This window comes from Stomatobaculum longum, assembly GCA_000242235.1.
In the GTDB taxonomy this organism is placed as follows: domain Bacteria; phylum Bacillota; class Clostridia; order Lachnospirales; family Lachnospiraceae; genus Moryella; species Moryella longum.
This window is the reverse complement of record JH590862.1, coordinates 529,067-546,712: the sequence shown is the minus strand read 5'-3', so window position 1 is coordinate 546,712 and position 17,646 is coordinate 529,067. Positions and strand designations below refer to the sequence as shown.

At 59.3% G+C, this 17,646-nt stretch carries 18 protein-coding genes; 17 read left to right on the top strand and 1 reads right to left on the bottom strand.

Annotated features, from left to right (window positions below):
* The first annotated feature begins 10 nt into the window (after positions 1 to 10).
* The 5 genes from HMPREF9623_RS05480 to HMPREF9623_RS05460 are packed head-to-tail and all read left to right on the top strand — an operon-like array spanning position 11 to position 6,353.
* On the top strand, positions 11 to 1,858 hold the full coding sequence (locus tag HMPREF9623_RS05480) for a hypothetical protein (protein ID WP_009532908.1): 1,848 nt from the start codon (positions 11 to 13) through the stop codon (positions 1,856 to 1,858).
* A complete protein-coding gene (gene trpS / locus HMPREF9623_RS05475) occupies positions 1,848 to 2,945 on the top strand; it encodes a tryptophan--tRNA ligase (protein WP_009532907.1) in 1,098 nt (365 codons plus the stop codon). The genes HMPREF9623_RS05480 and trpS overlap by 11 nt, the downstream gene beginning before the upstream one ends.
* Positions 2,942 to 3,919 (top strand): glycosyltransferase family 2 protein, encoded by a 978-nt coding sequence (locus HMPREF9623_RS05470; RefSeq protein ID WP_009532906.1) that lies wholly within the window; start codon positions 2,942 to 2,944, stop codon positions 3,917 to 3,919. Before trpS ends, HMPREF9623_RS05470 begins: the two co-directional genes overlap by 4 nt.
* Positions 3,916 to 5,361, top strand: coding sequence for a lipopolysaccharide biosynthesis protein (locus HMPREF9623_RS05465; protein ID WP_009532905.1), 1,446 nt, complete (start codon positions 3,916 to 3,918; stop codon positions 5,359 to 5,361). The genes HMPREF9623_RS05470 and HMPREF9623_RS05465 overlap by 4 nt, the downstream gene beginning before the upstream one ends.
* Positions 5,358 to 6,353, top strand: coding sequence for a glycosyltransferase family 2 protein (locus HMPREF9623_RS05460; protein ID WP_009532904.1), 996 nt, complete (start codon positions 5,358 to 5,360; stop codon positions 6,351 to 6,353). The genes HMPREF9623_RS05465 and HMPREF9623_RS05460 overlap by 4 nt, the downstream gene beginning before the upstream one ends.
* On the opposite strand, the gene aroD is transcribed toward HMPREF9623_RS05460, so the two are convergent.
* Positions 6,300 to 7,085, bottom strand: a complete 786-nt coding sequence (gene aroD / locus HMPREF9623_RS05455) for a type I 3-dehydroquinate dehydratase (protein ID WP_009532903.1) — start codon at positions 7,083 to 7,085, stop codon at positions 6,300 to 6,302. The two genes, HMPREF9623_RS05460 and aroD, sit on opposite strands and share 54 nt — an antisense overlap.
* An 85-nt stretch (positions 7,086 to 7,170) precedes the next feature.
* On the opposite strand from aroD, the gene HMPREF9623_RS05450 reads away from it, so the two are divergent.
* The 12 genes from HMPREF9623_RS05450 (at position 7,171) to HMPREF9623_RS05395 (ending at position 17,646) form a co-directional block, all read left to right on the top strand.
* Positions 7,171 to 7,794: a GTP pyrophosphokinase gene (locus HMPREF9623_RS05450; RefSeq protein WP_009532902.1), complete on the top strand. Its 624-nt coding sequence runs from the start codon at positions 7,171 to 7,173 to the stop codon at positions 7,792 to 7,794.
* The gene (locus HMPREF9623_RS05445; protein ID WP_009532901.1) at positions 7,791 to 8,462 is read left to right on the top strand and encodes a response regulator transcription factor; all 672 of its coding nucleotides are present in this window, start codon (positions 7,791 to 7,793) and stop codon (positions 8,460 to 8,462) included. The genes HMPREF9623_RS05450 and HMPREF9623_RS05445 overlap by 4 nt, the downstream gene beginning before the upstream one ends.
* A gap of 16 nt (positions 8,463 to 8,478) precedes the next feature.
* Entirely contained in the window at positions 8,479 to 9,693 is a 1,215-nt protein-coding gene (locus HMPREF9623_RS05440; RefSeq protein WP_009532900.1) for a sensor histidine kinase, read from the top strand.
* 16 nt (positions 9,694 to 9,709) lie between these two features.
* Entirely contained in the window at positions 9,710 to 11,083 is a 1,374-nt protein-coding gene (locus tag HMPREF9623_RS05435; protein ID WP_009532899.1) for a uracil-xanthine permease family protein, read from the top strand.
* Between the two features lie 118 nt (positions 11,084 to 11,201).
* Entirely contained in the window at positions 11,202 to 11,450 is a 249-nt protein-coding gene (locus HMPREF9623_RS05430; protein WP_009532898.1) for a DUF1858 domain-containing protein, read from the top strand.
* Positions 11,451 to 11,513: 63 nt separating this feature from the next.
* The gene (locus tag HMPREF9623_RS05425; protein WP_009532897.1) at positions 11,514 to 12,317 is read left to right on the top strand and encodes a putative ABC transporter permease; all 804 of its coding nucleotides are present in this window, start codon (positions 11,514 to 11,516) and stop codon (positions 12,315 to 12,317) included.
* A 124-nt stretch (positions 12,318 to 12,441) separates the two neighbouring features.
* The gene (rd, locus tag HMPREF9623_RS05420) at positions 12,442 to 12,600 is read left to right on the top strand and encodes a rubredoxin (protein ID WP_009532896.1); all 159 of its coding nucleotides are present in this window, start codon (positions 12,442 to 12,444) and stop codon (positions 12,598 to 12,600) included.
* An 80-nt stretch (positions 12,601 to 12,680) separates the two neighbouring features.
* Positions 12,681 to 13,253: an aminoacyl-tRNA hydrolase gene (pth, locus tag HMPREF9623_RS05415; RefSeq protein ID WP_009532895.1), complete on the top strand. Its 573-nt coding sequence runs from the start codon at positions 12,681 to 12,683 to the stop codon at positions 13,251 to 13,253.
* Positions 13,253 to 16,654, top strand: a complete 3,402-nt coding sequence (gene mfd / locus HMPREF9623_RS05410) for a transcription-repair coupling factor (RefSeq protein WP_009532894.1) — start codon at positions 13,253 to 13,255, stop codon at positions 16,652 to 16,654. Before pth ends, mfd begins: the two co-directional genes overlap by 1 nt.
* A 30-nt stretch (positions 16,655 to 16,684) precedes the next feature.
* Entirely contained in the window at positions 16,685 to 16,960 is a 276-nt protein-coding gene (locus HMPREF9623_RS05405) for an HU family DNA-binding protein (protein ID WP_009532893.1), read from the top strand.
* 1 nt (position 16,961) lies between these two features.
* Positions 16,962 to 17,201 (top strand): RNA-binding S4 domain-containing protein, encoded by a 240-nt coding sequence (locus tag HMPREF9623_RS05400; protein ID WP_009532892.1) that lies wholly within the window; start codon positions 16,962 to 16,964, stop codon positions 17,199 to 17,201.
* A gap of 130 nt (positions 17,202 to 17,331) precedes the next feature.
* Positions 17,332 to 17,646, top strand: coding sequence for a septum formation initiator family protein (locus tag HMPREF9623_RS05395; RefSeq protein ID WP_009532891.1), 315 nt, complete (start codon positions 17,332 to 17,334; stop codon positions 17,644 to 17,646).

The window sequence follows — 17,646 nt, the reverse complement described above, 5'->3', positions numbered from 1 at the left end:
AGGAGGAAGCATGGCGCTCGGAATACAGCTTGAGAAAGAGGGCATTTCGGTCTCTGTCGTCGCAAAGACAGTGCCGGAGCTGCTGCTCTTTTTCAGAAATGAGGAAGCGCCGCGACTTCGGCTTCCGTTTTCGAAAGACCGGCGGCTGGGAGAGGTGTACACCTTGACCGTGAGTTTCCGGGAACTCCGCGCGGCGGGATTTCGCGGCGCTGCGTTAAAGAGCGCGGAATATCAGTTTGAGGCCGACGGCAGGCGTTTCGCCGATCCTTACGGAAAGAGCTTCAGCGGACACGACAGCTTCGGCAAGGCGCTGAAGGAAAACTCTGTGAAGCGCTCGCCGCTCTTTTTGTCGGACTTTGACTGGGAAGAGGAAGCGGCGCCGGTGATTCCGGCCAGAGAGCGTGTCATCTACCGCCTGCATGTGCGCGGCTTTACGATGGCGAAAAACAGCGGCGTGGTGCAGCGCGGCACTTTCGACGGCATCGTCGAAAAGCTCCCGTATCTGAAAGAACTCGGCGTGACAACACTTGAACTCCTGCCGGCCGAAGAATTTGAGGAGCTGCCCTTCGGCAGTGCGCGTGTCAATTACTGGGGCTACGGCGAGACCTTTCATTTTGCGCCGAAGGCGAGTTACTGCAGAAAGCGCCGCCGCGATCCGGCCGGGGAACTCCGCGCTCTTGTGAAGGCGCTTCACGCCGCGGGCATGGAACTCGTGATGGAGTTCTACTTCGACGGGAAGCAGACCGTGAGCTATGTGCTCGAGGTACTGCGCTACTACCGGCGCTTTTATCATCTCGACGGGGCGCGTTTAAGCGGACAGTTTCCGCTCGGAGATATTTTGCGGGACCCGTATCTCAAAGGCTTTCTCCTCTTTGCGGAGGAGCGCCCTGCGGAGTCCGGCGCCAACTTCTACTGCTGCGACCGCGCCTTTCAGCAGGATATGCGAAAGTTTTTAAAGGGCGACGAGGGCATGGTGCGCGCGCTGCTCGGCTACAGTCGCCGCATGCCGGGGGAAGCGTCGCGGGTTAACTACCTCGCACACACGAACGGCTTTACGCTCGCCGACCTCGTGAGCTATGAGAGAAAACACAACGAGGAGAACGGCGAGAATAATATGGACGGCGGCAGCGAAACCGACAGCTGGAACTGCGGCGTCGAGGGTAAGACGAAACGCCGTACGGTCCTCGCCTGTCGGGCGCAACAGCGGCGGAATGCCTTTGCGCTGTTATTCCTGAGTCAGGGAACGCCTTTATTTCTCGCCGGCGATGAGTTCGGGAACAGCCAGGGAGGCAACAATAATGCCTACTGTCAGGACAATGCGGTTTCGTGGCTCGACTGGCGTCAGGCAAAGCAGGAGGCAGAGAACCTAGCTTTTGTGCGGGGGCTGATTGCGTTTCGAAAGGCGCATCCGGCGCTCGGCAGACAGACACCGCCGCTGTTCCTCGACACGGATGCGGTCGGCCTTCCGGATGTCTCCTACCACGGAGAACAGCCGTGGCAGGCGCAGACCGAACCCTTCCGGCGGCAAATCGGCATCCTGTATAACGGACACTACGCAAAGCTTAAAAACGGCGAGGCAGACAGCTCCCTGTTTTGCATCTATAATATGCACTGGGAGGCGCACACATTTTCGCTGCCCGGCGCAGGCAAGGGGAAGGCGTGGCATCTCGCCGTCCGGACCTACGGCGAGTCAGCGCATTGCCTGACGCCCGGCGAAGAGGAGCGCCTCGAAGACCAGGAGACATTTTTGCTGCCGGCGCGGAGCATCGTCGTGTTGCTCGCGAAAGAAGTGCCGACAGAAGGAAAGACAAAACGAAGCAAGAAGAGACAGGGGGATACCAGAAGCAATGGCAGATAAAATTATTTTGACCGGCGACCGCCCGACAGGAAAACTGCATGTGGGACATTATGTGGGCTCGCTCCGCAGAAGAGTGGTTCTGCAGAATTCGGGCGAGTACAAGAGAACCATGGTCATGATTGCGGACGCCCAGGCGCTCACAGACAATTTTGACAACCCGGAGAAAGTCAGACAGAACATCATTGAGGTGGCGCTCGATTATCTCTCGGTGGGACTCGATCCGGAGAAGTCGGTTCTGTTCATTCAGTCGCAGATTCCGGAGCTCACCGAGCTCACCTTTTTCTACTCGGATCTTGTCACGGTCGCCAGACTGCAGCGCAACCCGACTGTAAAGAACGAAATCAAGCTCCGAAATTTCGAGGCGGATATTCCGGTCGGCTTTTTCACCTACCCAATCAGCCAGGCAGCGGATATCACGGCGTTTAAGGCGACCACGGTGCCGGTCGGCGAGGACCAGCTGCCGATGATCGAGCAGACGAGAGAAATTGTCCGGAAGTTCAACTCGATTTACGCGCCGGTGCTTGTGGAGCCAGAGGCGCTGATTCCGAGTGATGCGGCTTCCCGCCGTCTCCCCGGCACGGACGGCAAGGCGAAGATGTCGAAGTCGCTCGGCAACTGCATCTACCTTTCGGACGATGCGGACACCGTGGCGGCGCGCATCAAGACCATGTATACAGACCCCGAACATCTCCGCGTGAGCGATCCGGGACACCTCGAGGGCAATACGGTCTTCACCTATCTGGAGGCCTTCTCGCGCCCGGAGCATTTCGAGCGTTATCTGCCGGAGTACGCATCCCTCGACGAGCTGAAGGCGCACTACACGCGCGGCGGTCTCGGCGATGTCAAGGTCAAGAAATTCCTGACGGCGGTCATGCAGGAAGAGCTGGAGCCGATTCGGAAGCGCAGAAAGGAGTACGAGCGCGACATTCCGGCGGTCTATGAGATCCTGAAGAAGGGCTCGGAGCGGGCGAGAGAGATTGCGGCGGAGACACTGCACGAGGTCAAGGACGCCATGCGAATCAACTACTTTGAGGACAGCGAACTCATCCGGGAGCAGGCAGAGCGCTACCGGAAGGCGGCGGAATGACGAACCGTATTCTGCTCTGCACTTACGAGGGAGAGGCATATTTGGAGGCGCAACTGGCTTCGATGGAAGAGCAGACGGAGAGCAATTTCCGTCTGCTTCTTTCGGATGATGCCTCGACGGACCGGAGCTTTGCAATCGGCGAGGCAGCCGCAGCGCGCGATGAGCGTATCACGGCAATCCGGCGGGTGAAAAGGAGCGGCAGCGCGGCGCGGCACTTTTTCGAGGGACTGCGCGATCCGCGCTTCTTTTCCGTGGCCGATGAGAGCGACTACTACCTGTTCTCCGACCAGGACGATGTCTGGCATCCGGACAAACTGGCGGTTGAGGCCCGCGCGATGCGCTGCCTCGAAGCGCGCTACGGGAAAGAGCTGCCGCTCCTGGTGCACTGCGATATGCGGGTGGTCGATGCCGTAGGGCGGGAGATAGCGCCTTCCTATGTGCGCTATCAGAAGATGAGCCCTGCGAGGCGGCACTTCCGCCAGCTGCTGGTGCAGAACAATGTGACCGGCGGCGCAATGCTCATGAACCACGCGCTCGTGCGGCTCCTGGTTGCGCATCCGGTGCCGGAGCACGCGGTGATGCACGACCACTGGATTGCACTGGTCGCGGCGGCCTTCGGGCGCATTGCGTATCTGGATCGCGCGCTCTATGACTACCGGCAGCACGGTGACAATGTGCTCGGCGCAAAGAAGGGCAGTGCGCTCTCGGAAATCCGGCGGCGGCTCGGCCTTGCGGGAGAGAGCTTCAAGGAGATGAACGAAAAATCGGGAGCGGCCTACCGCGCCCTGTTTTTACAGGCCGAAGAGTTCCGGCGGCAGTACGGGAAGGAGCTTTCGGCAGAGGCAGGGAAGACACTCGATGACTTCCTCGCGCTGCAACACAAAACAAGAATCGGAAAGGCAGTGGGCATCCTTCGCGGCGGCTTTACCTTTAATCTGCCGCACCGCACACTGGGAGAATTACTCTTTTTATGAGACAGAGAGAAGAGAGTGTCGCAGGCGGGCTTTTCTGGAAGCTGTTAGAGCTGCTCGGCGCGCAGGGCGTTCAGTTTGTCGTTGCATTGTTTCTTGCGCGGCTCATGACCCCGACCGAGTACGGGACCATAGGCCTGATTATGATCTTCATCACGCTTGCGAATGTATTCGTGCAGTCGGGTTTTGCGACGGCGCTGATTCAGGCGGAGCAGGTGGAGGAGAGCGATTTCAGTTCGGTCTTCTGGATCAGCCTTGCGGTCTCCGTGCCGGTCTACGGACTGCTCTTTGCAGTTGCGCCCCTGATTGCGCACTACTATGAGACGCCGGTGCTTTTGCCGCTGCTCCGCGCGATGGGACTGGTGCTGTTTCCCGGTGCGGTCATTTCGGTGCAGACGGCCTTTGTCTCCCGAAATCTGCAATTCCGGAAGCTCTTCGAGGCGACCATGGCGGCGGTCATTTTGTCCGGTCTCATCGCGATTCTGATGGCGGCGCGCGGCTACGGCGTCTTTGCGATGGCGGCGCAGCAGCTCATCTACTATGTCGCGCTGATGGCGGGACTTTTTATCGCGGTTCCGTTTCGACCGCGCGGCGGCATTGTTTTAAAGCGGGTGGAGAAGCTCTTTTCCTTCGGCTGGAAAATTCTGCTCTCGGGTCTTCTCGACACGCTCTGGAACAATATCTACGGACTCCTGATCGGCAAGTATTATTCGAAGGCGGCGCTCGGCGGCTATAACCGCGCGGAACAGTTTCCAAAGCTCATCACCTCGAATCTCTCGGCGGCGATGCAGTCGGTGCTTCTGCCGACCTATGCGAGGCGGCAGTCGGAAAAGGAAAGTCTCCGCGACATGCTGCGGGACAGCATACGCCTCTCGGCCTTTGTGATATTTCCGATGATGGCGGGAATGGCTGCGGTCGGCACAAGCCTGATTCGCACGCTCTTAACCGAAGACTGGCTTTTTTCCGTGCCGTATCTCCGCCTACTTTGCCTCTGCTATGCGTTCTGGCCGCTGCATGTCAGCAATCTGCAGATGATTACGGCGCTCGGGCGGAGCGATCTGTTTCTGAAACTCGAGTGCATCAAGAAGCTGCTCGGCGCGGCACTGCTGGTGCTGAGTTTCCGCTACGGGATGATGGGCTTGCTTATCTTCAAGGCGGTCGACGAGGCGCTCTGCAGCGCGCTGAACGCGTGGCCGCTCGGCAGGCTTCTCGGCTACGGGCCGGGCAGGCAGTACCGGGATCTCGGCCCGGCAGCGCTCTGTTCGCTGCTCATGGGCGCTCTGGTCTATCGGATGGAGCGACTGCCGCTCAGCGCGCCGCCGCTGCTTCTGCTCGCACAGCTTGCCGCAGGCATCGTGTGCTACGGAGTACTCGCTGCAGTGTTCCAGCGCGACATGCTGCGGTATCTCCGGAATTTTGTCAGGATGAGAGGAAAACAGGCATGACACAGAAAAAAGAGCGCCCGCTCGTCAGTATCTGCGCGGTCTGCTATAACCACGCGAACTACCTTAGGCAGGCGCTGGATGGCTTTCTCGCCCAGCGGGGCGACTTTGACATTGAAATACTGGTCCACGACGACGCCTCGACCGACGGCTCCGCGGAGATTTTGCGGCGTTATGCTGCGCGCTACCCGGACAAGATATTTCCGATTCTGCAGCGGGAGAACCAGTACCGGCAGGGGCGGCAGAATATCTCCGGCATTTTCAACTTCCCGCGCGCGCGGGGCAAGTATATCGCCCTGATGGATTGCGACGACTACTGGTGCAATCCCGGCAAACTGGAGGCGCAGGTGTGCTATCTGGAAGCGCATCCGGACTGTGCGATGACCGTGCATGCGGCTGCCGTCAAAAACGACCGCGGCGAGCTCGTGAACCGGAATCTGATGCGTCCTTACCGCGGTGACCGCGATTTGAGCCCCGCGGAACTGATCGACAAGACGGGCAGCTTCCCCTTCGGTGCGATGCTCCTGCGCCGCGAGGTGGTGGAACAGCTGCCGGACTGGTACTTCCGCTGCCCGGTCGGCGACCGGCCGCTGGAACTCCTCGCAGCGTTAAAGGGTTACTGCCACTATGCGGATCGCTTTGACAGCGTGTACCGCTTTCACGGCGCGGGTTCCTGGACCGAGGAGATGAAGAGCGGCGATTTAAAAAAGAAGCAGGATGCCTATGCGATCGCCATGCGGGAGCTATATTGCGCCTTTGACCGGGAGAGCGGCGGGAGGTACCACCGCGCAGCAGTCTCGGCTGCGCGGCGCGTCTACTTTTTGACGCGGGTGAATCTCCGGGACTACGACGAGATTTTCTCGCCGCGCTACCGGCGCTATTACCGAGAACTCTCTCTCAGGGACCGCGGCTTTATCCGCGCGGAGCGGACGCTACCCTTCTTATTTGCGGGGCTCCGCCGTTTGAGAGACCGGATATTCCGGCAAGAGGGATAAAATCCGTTTTAAGTCCCGCGCGGGGAGTTGCCCCGGCGCGGAACTTTCCCGCAGAGCGCCGAAACTCAGGCAGGAGCCGAACTCCGCGCAGGAGATACGGCTCAGAACGCCGCGCGGTCCCATGCCGATCAGGACAAAGGGACGGTCGGCAGTCTGTCGCTGAGCGGCAGAGAACTGTAAGAGCGAGAGGAGATCTTCGGCGGTTTCGGTCATGACGGCGAGTTTCAGAATGTCGGCATTGCAGTCTTGCATCCGCTGAAATGTTTCTCGCATGACTTGCGGCGCGGGCGTCCCGTCAAAGAAGTGGCGGGATGCGATGACGGGAATATGTTCTCGCTGCAGCGCGGCGATGTGCGCGGCGGGATCCGGAAGGCCGGAGAAGAGTTCTACGTCCAACAAGTCGGGGAGCTGCTCCTTGGCGAGCCGCAGCTGGAATTCCCGGTAGGCGGCCGCGTCGAGCGGCAGACGGCCGCCCTCCGGGAGACTTCGGAAGGTGATGAGGAGCGGGAGAGAGCCGAGAGACTGTTTCAGCTCCCGCGCGAGCGCAAGGAGCATCTCGGTGTCCGGAAATGGCATGAGACAGTCAATGCGCCACTCGACAAGATCGGCGGCGCTGTCCGGCAGAGCGTCAAGCTCCGCCCGCAGGGCGGTCCGGTCGCTTCCAACCAGCGGGACAGCGACCTTGACCGGACCGCGTCCGAGTGTAAGAGTTCCGAGTCTGACTTCGCGCATAATGAGCCTCCCTAAGGTGAATTAGAGGTATTTTATCGGAGACACTGCGGAAACGCAAGCAAAGAGAGAAGGAGAAGGAGAAGGCATGGCAGAGAGCGATATTTACGGCAATTTTACGGAGACACTGTTTGCGGTAAAGAAGAAACTCGAGCTGCAGGTTCTGGCCTGGAATGAGGAGGCAGCGCAGCGCGGCGAGCATAAGTGTTTTGAGCACCTGACGAGCCGGGTAAAAACCGAGCGCAGCATGCGGGACAAACTTCTCCGCAGGGGCCTTGAAGAGACCACGGAGAATGCGCTCTGCCGGCTGACCGATGCAATCGGCCTCCGGATTGTGACCCGCTTTGTCGACGACATCTACCGCGTGAAGGCAAAGCTCGCGGCACTGCCGGGTGTGGAAATTGCGGAGGAAAAGGACTATATTCAGAATGTCAAACCGAGCGGTTACCGGAGTCTGCATCTCATACTGCGCTGCGAGACCGATGCGCCGGATTTCTACGGGCGGGTGCCGGGACAGTTCTTTGTCGAAGTGCAGATTCGCACGATTGCTATGGACTCCTGGGCGAGTCTCGAACACGAGATGCACTACAAGCGGGAGGGCGGCAACCGCGCGCTGATTGCGGCGGAGTTAAAGCATGTCGCGGACGATCTGGCCTCCTGCGATCTCTCGATGCAGACGATACGCAACATGATCAGAGAGGAGGAAGCATGAAGCTTTTGTTTGCCGAAGACGAGGTGGAGCTGTCGCGCGCCGTCTGTGCGATTCTCCGTCACCAAGGCAATGAGGTGGATCCGGCCTATGACGGAGAGGAGGCGCTCCGAAAGGCGCGTGCCGGCAGCTACGACTGTATGGTCATGGATGTGATGATGCCGCGACAGGACGGCATCTCGGTGGTGCGGACCCTCCGCGCGGAGGGTGACAGGACGCCCGTCATCATTCTGACCGCGAAGACCCAGCTTGAGGACAAAATCACAGGGCTCGACGCAGGTGCGGATGATTACCTCACAAAGCCTTTTGCGATGCGGGAGCTGCTCGCCCGGATCCGTAGCATGGCGCGGCGCTCGGGGTATCAGGAAGAGTGCATTCAGGCGGGTAATGTGACTCTGGACATGGGGGAGCAGGAGCTCAAGGCGCTGAGTTCCATCCGCATCGGCAGCAAGGAGGCACGCCTCATGGAACTTTTCATGCGGAACCCCGATAAGCTCCTCGGGGGCGAGGAACTTTTCCGGCGGGTCTGGGGCGAGAGCGAGGAGAGCGGCGATGAGCAGCTGTTTCTCTACATTTCGTATCTTCGCCAGAAGCTTGGCGCGATTCAGGCGGATCTCCTGATTGAGGGGGAGCGCGGCGGCAGCTTTGTGCTCCGGCAGCGGGATGCCTGAGACAGGGAGAACGGGAATGGCACGAAAACTGAAGCGGCAGTTTGTCCTGGTCGCGACAAGCGCCGTGTTTGCCGTTCTGGTACTGGTTCTGATGCTGGTTAACCGGATGAGCTATATCTCTCTCTATGAGAACAGTATGGATACGCTCGAACTCATCAGCTACTACGGCGGCGCCTTGCCGGGGCGCATCGGCAGTTCGGAAGAAGAGGTGGAACTGCCGCATGCGGCGCGCTATTTTTCGGTTCAGTACGAACAGGAGAGTGCAGCCCTGACGCCGGTGATGAGCCTCGGCGGCATGGGGACGGAGGAGTTGCAGGCGCTCGGCATCCGCGCGCTCCGTATGCCGAGACCCAGGGGGCTTCTTAGGAACGGCAAGCAGCATTATTTTTTCCTGCGTCGGGAGAGCAGTGACAAAACCCTGCTCTGTTTTCTCGATGTGAGCAGCGATTTTCGGGAGCTTAGGCGCATCTGGCGGGACAGCTGCCTCGCATCGGGAGCGGTGCTGTTCCTGTTCGGCTTCATCATGCTGCTGCTCTCGGCGCGGGCGGTGGAACCCGTGGTCCGGAACATGGAGAGCCAGAAGCGCTTTATCACGAATGCGAGCCATGAGTTAAAGACGCCGATTGCGGTGATTTCCGCCAATGCGGAGCTCCTCGAAATCATGCACGGCAGTTCCGAGTGGACGGACAGTATTCTGCACCAAGTGCGGCGCTTAAGCAGACTTGTGGATGACCTCATTGTGCTGACGCGCGTCGAGGAGGGCATCAAGAAGGAGTTGAGCCGCCAGAGCTTTACGGCGGCTGTGCGGCAGGGTGCCGAGGCTTTTTATCCGGTCGCGGAGCAGCAGGGGAAGCATCTCAGCGCCGATATCGCGGACAATGTCACGGCGACCGCGACGGAGCGGGAGCTCCCGGAGCTCGTGAACATTCTGCTCGACAATGCGGTCAAATATTGCGACAAGGGCGGAACCGTGCGCATCCGGCTTGTGCGGCGCGGAAACTGGCGCGGCAGCTTACTCACGATTTCAAATGACTACGCGGAGGGCGCGGAGGTCGACTGCAGTCGCTTTTTTGACCGCTTTTACCGCGAGGACAAGTCCCACAACTGCAGGAAAGAGGGCTACGGCATAGGGCTCTCGATGGCAGAGGGCATTGTCCGCATGTACAAGGGACAGATCCGCGCGCAGTGGCGGGATAAGGTCATGTACTTTATCGTACAACTGCCAAGTTGAAAAGGAGATAGAAGCAATGGAGAATCAAAAGAAGCAGGGCGGCATTTATGACGCGAGAACGCTCGGGCGGGGGCGCATGCTGCTGCTCGGCCTGCAACACATGTTTGCGATGTTCGGCGCGACCGTACTGGTGCCCATTCTTGTGGATAGCTATTTTCATGGCGAGGGACTGTCTGTGCAGGTGACGCTTTTCATGGCGGGGGCCGGAACCCTCTTTTTCCACCTCTGCTCGAAGTTCAAGGTGCCGGCCTTTCTCGGCTCCTCCTTCGCCTTTCTCGGCGGCTTCGCGACCGTCGCGGAGCTGAACACGGGCATCTACGCGAATATGAGTTACGGGGAAAAGCTGCCCTATGCCTGCGGCGGCATTGTGGTTGCGGGACTCCTGTACCTGGTCCTCGCGGCGGTGATTAAGCTGATCGGCGTGAAGCGGGTCATGCGCTTTCTGCCGCCGGTCGTGACCGGTCCCATCATCATCTGCATCGGGCTTTCGCTCGCGGGCACGGCCATTTCCTCGGCGGAGACCAACTGGTTGCTCGCGCTGATTGCGCTCTGCACGATTGTGATCTTTAATATCTGGGGCAAGGGCATATTCCGCATCATTCCGATTCTGATGGGCGTCGTGGTCGCCTATGCGGCGGCGCTGATTTTCTATGCGATCGGTCTGCGGAACGCGGACGGCAGCGCGGTCATGGATTTTTCGAGAATTGCGGGGAGCCCGATGTTCGGTGTGCCACCGTTTCAGCTCTGCAAGTTTGACCTGACGGCGATTCTTGTGATGGCGCCGATTGCGATTGCGACGATGATGGAGCACATCGGCGATATCTCGGCAATCTCGGCGACCGTCGGCGAAAACTTTATTGAGGACCCGGGTCTGCACCGCACCTTGATCGGCGACGGCCTTGCGACCTCGCTCTCGGCATTTTTCGGCGGTCCGGCGAATACGACCTACGGCGAAAACACCGGCGTCCTTGAGCTCTCGCATGTCTACGACCCGCGGGTCATCCGGCTCGCGGCGCTCTATGCGATTCTGCTCTCCTTTGTGCCGCGCTTTGCGGCAGTCTTGGCTTCGCTGCCGACAGCGATTATCGGCGGCATCAGCTTTATCCTCTACGGCATGATCTCGGCAATCGGCGTCCGGAACGTGGTCGAGAACCGCGTGGACTTTTCGAACAGCCGTAACCTCATCATTGCGGCGGTCATTCTGGTCTCGGGTCTCGGCTTTTCGAAGGGCTTGAGCTTTACGGTGTTCGGCACGCCGATTACGCTGACGGCGCTCGCAATCGCCTCGATTGCCGGTGTGCTGCTGAATGCGATTCTGCCCGGAAACGACTATCACTTCGGGGAGAATCAGCGCGGCGATGCGATGCGCGGCGTCTCGATGAAGAATTGACGGCGTGTTGCCATAGCCACTTGCGGCGGCTGTGACAGCTGTGGTAGAATCAATGTGAATCGAAATTGTCAAGAATATTGCGGCCGGTTTCCGGCGGAGCAATACGGAAGGAGCGAATATGGCGGAAGAGAAGAAGGCTTTGGTCACAAAGGACATGTTGGTCGGAGAAATCATCAGCAAGTATCCGGATGCGGCATTTGCGCTCATGCAGTGCGGCATGGGGTGCATCAGCTGCCCGGCATCACAGGCAGAGTCCCTGCAGGATGCGAGCATGGTGCACGGCATGAATGCGGACGAGGTTGTCGACTATGTGAACGAGTACCTGCAGTTCCAGGCAAGCCAGAAGGAAGAAGGCAAGGCAGAGTAACAAAGTTTTCTTGGCCCGCGCGGGGAGACCTGTGCGGGCTTTTTTTCAAACGGGGAGAAGGCAATGACGCTCTATCAGGCACTCTGTTATTTTGTTATCTATGCGTTTCTCGGCTGGGTCGTGGAGGTTGCCTTTCACGCGCTGCGCCTCGGGAAAATCATCAACCGCGGTTTTTTAAACGGCCCGGTCTGCCCAATCTATGGCTTCGGCATGCTGGCCATCTGTGCGCTCATGAATGTGCTCGCACCCGGGCGGGAGGAAGCGGTGGGGTTGCCGACCCTCTTTCTGGCGGGCATTGTCTTTACGACCTCGATTGAACTGTGCGGCGGCTGGCTCTTAAATACCTTTTTTCACGCACGCTGGTGGGACTACAGCAAGGAGCCGTTTCAGTTTCACGGCTATATCTGTCTGCGGTTCAGTATCCTCTGGGGGCTCGGCACCGTGGTTATGATACGCATTGTGCACCCGCTGGTGCGCGGCTATGTGCGGCTGTTTCCGCCCGCGCTCGGACAGTGGATTCTGGCGTTCGCCTACCTCACGCTGCTCGTTGACTTTGTCGCCTCGGTGCTGACGGCGCACAAACTGAGCCGGGATCTCGGCGATCTCGGCAAACTCAGAGACCGGATTCGCGCGGTCTCCGATGGGCTGAGCCAGCGAATCGGTGAAGACAGCATTCGCGCCAAGGCGGAACTGGAACGGCAGCGCAGTGCGGCGGAGGCGCGCTTTGCGCTTCTCGAGAAGCGGGCGGAGAGGACACGCTTTTTCGGCACCGGGCGCATGTTGAATGCCTTCCCCGAGCTGAAACCCAACTGGCACGCGGAGCTTTTGCAGGAGCTGAGAGAGCGACTCGGCGGAAAAAAGCACTAAATGCCCAAAATGTGGAGCAAAGATGTCATATTTCCGGCAGTTCTGACAACTTGCGGAGTGTGAATACATAGAGTACAATCGGCTACACAAGCGCGACGAAGCGCAGACTGAAAGGAGAATTGAGATGAAGTACATTTGCAACGTTTGCGGTTACGTTTACGATGAGACAACCGGTGATCCGGATAACGGCATTGCGGCAGGCACCAAGTGGGAGGATGTCCCGGAGGATTTTGTATGTCCGCTCTGCGGCGTCGGCAAGGATGAGTTCTCCGCGGAGGATTGATCGCCAGTATCATCACAGGAAAGAGCGGGGGCTTTGCGTATGCAAGGCCCCTGTTTTCGCTGTCCGGAAAGGAGGGAACTATGTATATCATCGCGGGCCTGGGAAACCCCGGGCGGGAGTATGAAAAGACAAGACATAATGCGGGCTTCGAGGTGATTGACCGCCTCGCGGCCAAGCTGGAGGTTTCAAGCTGGGAGAAGAAGCACAAGGCGCTCGCCGGGAAGGCGATGTACGCGGGCGAAAAGCTGTTGCTCTTAAAACCCCAGACCTATATGAACCTCTCGGGGGAGAGTCTTCTCAGCGCGGCGGCCTTTTACCGGGTGACACCGGATCACATCCTCGTGATTTCGGATGACATCGATCTCGCGGAGGGAAGACTCCGGATTCGGAAGAGCGGAAGCGCCGGCGGGCACAACGGGCTGAAGTCGATTATCTCGAACCTGGGCTCCGGCGATTTTATCCGCGTCCGCGTCGGCGTGGGCAGTAAGCCCGCGGGCTTTGATCTCGCAGACTATGTTCTGGGGCGCGCAAAGGGCGAGGACGCCGAGAAGATGGAGCAGGCCTACCGAGATGCCGCCGAGGCCGTGCTCTCGATTCTCGAAGAAGGGGTTGACCGGACGATGAACAAGGTGAACCGGAAAGAGCAGGGCTGATGAGCAGGTTTCGGAATCCGCTACAGGCGCTGGATGTCTACCGGGCGCTCACGGAAAAGCTCCGGCGCCGCGAGGGTCCGGTGCTGGTCAGCGGTCTTGCGGACGCCGCCAAGGGACAGTTCGCCGAGGCGCTCGGCGACTACCGGTACCCTCTGAAATTATTGGTGACCTACGATGAGGTGCGCGCGCGGGAGCTGCAGGAAGATCTGCAGAGCTTCGGCGCCGACCCGCTGCTCTATCCCGCGAAGGATCTGCTCTTTTTCGCGGCGGATGTGCGCAGCAACGAGCTCTCCGCGCTCCGAATCGACATCCGCCGCCGCATTGCGGAGAGCGGGAGCGGGTTTGTCGTGACGACCATAGACGCGCTCATGGATAAGCTCGAGGCGCCGGAGCGCTTTTTGCGCCGCTGCCTCCGGATTGCGGCGAGCGACCGGCTTCAGCTCGGCGAGACTGCCAAGAAACTCGCGGCGCTCGGCTATGAGCGGACGGCCGAGGTAGACGGGCGCGGTCAGTTTTCGGTGCGCGGCGGCATTCTGGATGTGTTTCCGGTCACCGGAGACGCACCGGTGCGAATCGAGCTCTGGGACGATGAAATCGACTCCATGCGCTACTTCGATGCGGAGACACAGCGCTCCACGGAGCCCGCGGAAGAAATCCGGATTTACCCGGCACAGGAGGAACTGCTCGGCGGCAGCGACTCCTTTTTGCGCTATTTTTCGGGGGACAATAGTCTGCTGATTCTGGACGAACCGGCGCGCCTCCGCGAGAGAGCGCGCGAAGTGGAGCGGGAATATCTCGAGAGTGCAGCGGGCAAGGCTGAGTCGCAGCAGGCGGCGGAAGCGATTGTGACGGCGGACCTGCTCTTTGAGGACTTGCAGAGCAGCCGGACGGTTTGTCTCGCGGGACTGGATACGCGTCTGCCGGATTTTAAAATCCGCAGCGAGTTCTCGATTGCCGCAAAGAGCGTGGCGAGCTTCCCCGGCAATTTCGACTTGCTGCTGGAAGACTTGCGGCGCTACCGGAGAGAGCGCTGGGCCGTCATTCTGATGACGCCGTCCAGAACCAGAGCACGGCGCCTCGCCGAAAACCTGAGAAGCTATGAGCTCTCGGCGTATTGTCCGGACGAAGGCGATATCGAGCTGCCCGCCGCAGAGCCCGGCAGTATTCTGCTGCTACAGGGAAAGCTGCACCGGGGCTTTGAGTATCCGCTGCTCCGCTTCGCGCTCCTCGCGGAGAGCGATCTCTTCGGGCGGCGGAAAGAGAAGAAGCCGCGGAAGCGGAAGACAGAGCAGGCGGGCAGCCGGATTTCCGCGCTCTCGGAACTTTCGGTCGGGGACTATGTGGTGCACGAGGAAAACGGCCTCGGCATCTACCGCGGCGTCGAGAAGATAGAGACCGACGGGGTCGCGCGGGACTATATCAAAATCGAGTACAAGGACGGCGACAACTTCTATGTCCCGGCAACCCGCCTCGACGCGATTCAGAAATATGCGTCGGCGGAGGCCGTCGTGCCGAAGCTAAACCGCCTCGGCAGCCCGGAGTGGAGCAGAACCAAGACGCGCGTGAAGCGCGCCGTGCGGGAAATCGCCAAGGAACTGGTGACCCTTTACGCCGCGCGGCTCAAGGAGAAGGGGCATCGCTACGGCCCGGACACGGTGTGGCAGACCGAGTTTGAGGAACTCTTTCCCTATGCGGAGACCGGCGATCAGTTGCAGGCGATTGCCGATGTGAAGGAGGACCTCGAGGAGGGAAAGATCATGGACCGCCTGGTCTGCGGCGATGTCGGCTACGGCAAGACCGAGATTGCGCTCCGCGCGGCCTTCAAGGTCGTGCAGGAGGGCTATCAGGTCGTCTTCCTCGTGCCGACCACGATACTTGCCCAGCAGCACTACAACAATTTCTCGCAGCGCTTAAAAGACTTTCCGGTGCGAATCGATCTCCTGTGCCGCTTCCGGAGCGCCGCCGAGCAGAAAAAGACGCTCGCGGATTTTTCGCGCGGAACGGTCGACATCCTGATCGGTACCCACCGCGTGCTCTCGAAGGACATCAAACCCCATAAGCTCGGACTTCTCATCATCGACGAGGAGCAGCGCTTCGGCGTCGCGCACAAGGAGAAGGTGAAGCAGCTCCGGAAGGATGTCAATGTGCTGACGCTCTCGGCGACGCCGATTCCGCGGACACTGCATATGAGTCTCGCGGGCATACGCGAGCTCTCGGTTCTCTCCGAACCGCCGCAGGACAGGCAGCCGGTGCAGACCTATGTGATGGAACAGAACCCGGCGATCGTGCGGGAGGCCGTGCAGCGCGAGCTGAACCGGGGCGGCCAGGTCTACTATGTCTGCAATAAGATCAGCCGCCTGCCGGAAATCGCGGCAAAGCTCGCGGCGGAGCTCCCGGACGCGGAGGTCGCCTATGCGCACGGAAAAATGCAGGAGCGAGAACTGGAGCGCATCATGCTGGACTTCATGAACGGCGAAATCGATGTGCTTGTCACGACGACGATTATCGAGACCGGCCTCGATATTCCGAATGTCAACACGATTATCATTGAGCAGGCGGACCGCTTCGGGCTGTCCCAGCTCTACCAGCTCAGGGGGCGCGTCGGCAGATCTTCGCGCATCGGCTATGCCTTTTTGCTCTACCAGCGGGGCAAACTGCTCCGTGAAGAGGCCGAGAAGCGGCTCCGCGCGATTCGCGAGTTCACGGAGCTCGGCAGCGGCATACGAATTGCCATGCGCGACCTCGAGATTCGCGGCGCGGGCAATGTGCTCGGCGCCGAACAGCACGGGCACATGCAGGCGGTCGGCTATGACCTCTACTGCAAACTCCTGAATCAGGCGGTGCGCCGTCTGACCGGTCAAGAGGCAGCGGAAGAGGAGGAGACTGTGCGCGCGACGGTCGAAGCCGAGGCGAGCGCCTATATTCCGGACAGTTATGTGAAGAGCGAAGAGCAGAAGCTTGACCTCTACCAGAGAATCGCGCTGATTCAAAACGAGGAGGACGAGCGGGAGATGCAGGATGAGCTGATTGACCGCTTCGGCGACATGCCGATCGAAGTCACAAATCTCCTGCTGATTGCCCGGATTCGCGCGGTGGCGGAAAAGGTGCGGGCATCCGAAGTCAAGGTGAAGCGCGAGAGCGCCCGCATCACGATGTCGGAGACCGCGGTGCTCGACACGGAAAAGCTGCCCGCCCTGCTCTCCGACTACGCCGGTCACCTCTCGGTGCGCCCGGCGCGACCGGTCGAATTCCTGCTGACCAAGCAGAGCGCGCGGCGCGCGGAGGATGCGATGTTGCGGGAAACACTGGCGCTTTTTCAGCGTTTTGAGGCGCTTTTGCCCGAAAAAACGACCTTGGATATTGACAACGGGGAAGAGCCCCGCTATAAAGGTAAAGAGTAAAAAGGAACCATAACACAGGAGGATTCAAGGATGAATAAGACCGAGTTGGTAGCTGCGATCGCAGAGAAGGCAGAGATTTCCAAGAAGGATGCCGAGGCAGCACTGAAGGCATTCACGGAGACTGTCGAGCAGGAGCTCGTCAAGGGAGAGAAGATCCAGCTTGTCGGCTTCGGAACCTTCGAGATTTCCGAGAGACCTGCGCGCGAGGGCAGAAATCCGAGAACGGGCGAGAGCATGAAGATTGCCGCTGCAAAGACCCCGAAGTTCAAGGCCGGCAAGGCTCTGAAGGACGCTGTCAACGCCTGAGATGAGAATAGACAAGTTTCTGAAAGTCTCCCGCCTGATTAAGCGTCGCACGGTCGCGAACGAGGCGTGCGACGCAGGGCGAGTGCTGGTGAACGGCAAAGCGGTCAAGGCTTCCTATGAAGTTAAAAAGGGAGATGTCCTCGAACTGCTTTTCGGGCAGCGCACGGTCAAGGCGGAGGTCTTAGACCTTGCGGAGACCACCAAAAAAGAAGAAGCAAAGGAATTGTTTCGCTATCTGTGATTCCGGAGATTCAAAGAAAAACAGCGTCGCCTGCAGTCAAGGCGGCGCATTTTTTTGCATAAATTGAAAAAATGCCCTGTCTGGAGTAAAATAAAAATTGGGGTTATATGCGACGAGAGGGGGCAGTGATATGGTTCGGAATCAAAAGAAAGCCCAGAAAAAGAAAAGTTTCAGAACCCGCTTTTTTGCGGCGCTCTATGTTCTGCCGCTGATGCTGCTCGCGGTGCTGGTATTGCAGCGCTGTCAGAAAAACATGGAGAGGGCGGAAAGAATCGAAAAACAGACCAAGGAACTGGCGGCAAAGTATCAGAGTGAGGTCGAGCGAAACGATTCCCTCCAAAAGGACAGCGCCATCGTCGACACCAAAGAGTATGTCGTGAAGGTGGCGAAGGAGAAGCTGGGACTCGTGGACCGCGGCGAAGTGATTTTTAAAGTAGAGCACTGA

What these genes read in the sequence shown, in the direction of transcription:
- HMPREF9623_RS05480 (WP_009532908.1), top strand. Translation starts at nt 11, where the DNA reads ATGGCGCTCGGAATACAGCTTGAGAAAGAGGGCATTTCGGTCTCTGTC.
- trpS (WP_009532907.1), top strand. Translation starts at nt 1,848, where the DNA reads ATGGCAGATAAAATTATTTTGACCGGCGACCGCCCGACAGGAAAACTG.
- HMPREF9623_RS05470 (WP_009532906.1), top strand. Translation starts at nt 2,942, where the DNA reads ATGACGAACCGTATTCTGCTCTGCACTTACGAGGGAGAGGCATATTTG.
- HMPREF9623_RS05465 (WP_009532905.1), top strand. Translation starts at nt 3,916, where the DNA reads ATGAGACAGAGAGAAGAGAGTGTCGCAGGCGGGCTTTTCTGGAAGCTG.
- HMPREF9623_RS05460 (WP_009532904.1), top strand. Translation starts at nt 5,358, where the DNA reads ATGACACAGAAAAAAGAGCGCCCGCTCGTCAGTATCTGCGCGGTCTGC.
- aroD (WP_009532903.1), bottom strand. Translation starts at nt 7,085, where the DNA reads ATGCGCGAAGTCAGACTCGGAACTCTTACACTCGGACGCGGTCCGGTC.
- HMPREF9623_RS05450 (WP_009532902.1), top strand. Translation starts at nt 7,171, where the DNA reads ATGGCAGAGAGCGATATTTACGGCAATTTTACGGAGACACTGTTTGCG.
- HMPREF9623_RS05445 (WP_009532901.1), top strand. Translation starts at nt 7,791, where the DNA reads ATGAAGCTTTTGTTTGCCGAAGACGAGGTGGAGCTGTCGCGCGCCGTC.
- HMPREF9623_RS05440 (WP_009532900.1), top strand. Translation starts at nt 8,479, where the DNA reads ATGGCACGAAAACTGAAGCGGCAGTTTGTCCTGGTCGCGACAAGCGCC.
- HMPREF9623_RS05435 (WP_009532899.1), top strand. Translation starts at nt 9,710, where the DNA reads ATGGAGAATCAAAAGAAGCAGGGCGGCATTTATGACGCGAGAACGCTC.
- HMPREF9623_RS05430 (WP_009532898.1), top strand. Translation starts at nt 11,202, where the DNA reads ATGGCGGAAGAGAAGAAGGCTTTGGTCACAAAGGACATGTTGGTCGGA.
- HMPREF9623_RS05425 (WP_009532897.1), top strand. Translation starts at nt 11,514, where the DNA reads ATGACGCTCTATCAGGCACTCTGTTATTTTGTTATCTATGCGTTTCTC.
- rd (WP_009532896.1), top strand. Translation starts at nt 12,442, where the DNA reads ATGAAGTACATTTGCAACGTTTGCGGTTACGTTTACGATGAGACAACC.
- pth (WP_009532895.1), top strand. Translation starts at nt 12,681, where the DNA reads ATGTATATCATCGCGGGCCTGGGAAACCCCGGGCGGGAGTATGAAAAG.
- mfd (WP_009532894.1), top strand. Translation starts at nt 13,253, where the DNA reads ATGAGCAGGTTTCGGAATCCGCTACAGGCGCTGGATGTCTACCGGGCG.
- HMPREF9623_RS05405 (WP_009532893.1), top strand. Translation starts at nt 16,685, where the DNA reads ATGAATAAGACCGAGTTGGTAGCTGCGATCGCAGAGAAGGCAGAGATT.
- HMPREF9623_RS05400 (WP_009532892.1), top strand. Translation starts at nt 16,962, where the DNA reads ATGAGAATAGACAAGTTTCTGAAAGTCTCCCGCCTGATTAAGCGTCGC.
- HMPREF9623_RS05395 (WP_009532891.1), top strand. Translation starts at nt 17,332, where the DNA reads ATGGTTCGGAATCAAAAGAAAGCCCAGAAAAAGAAAAGTTTCAGAACC.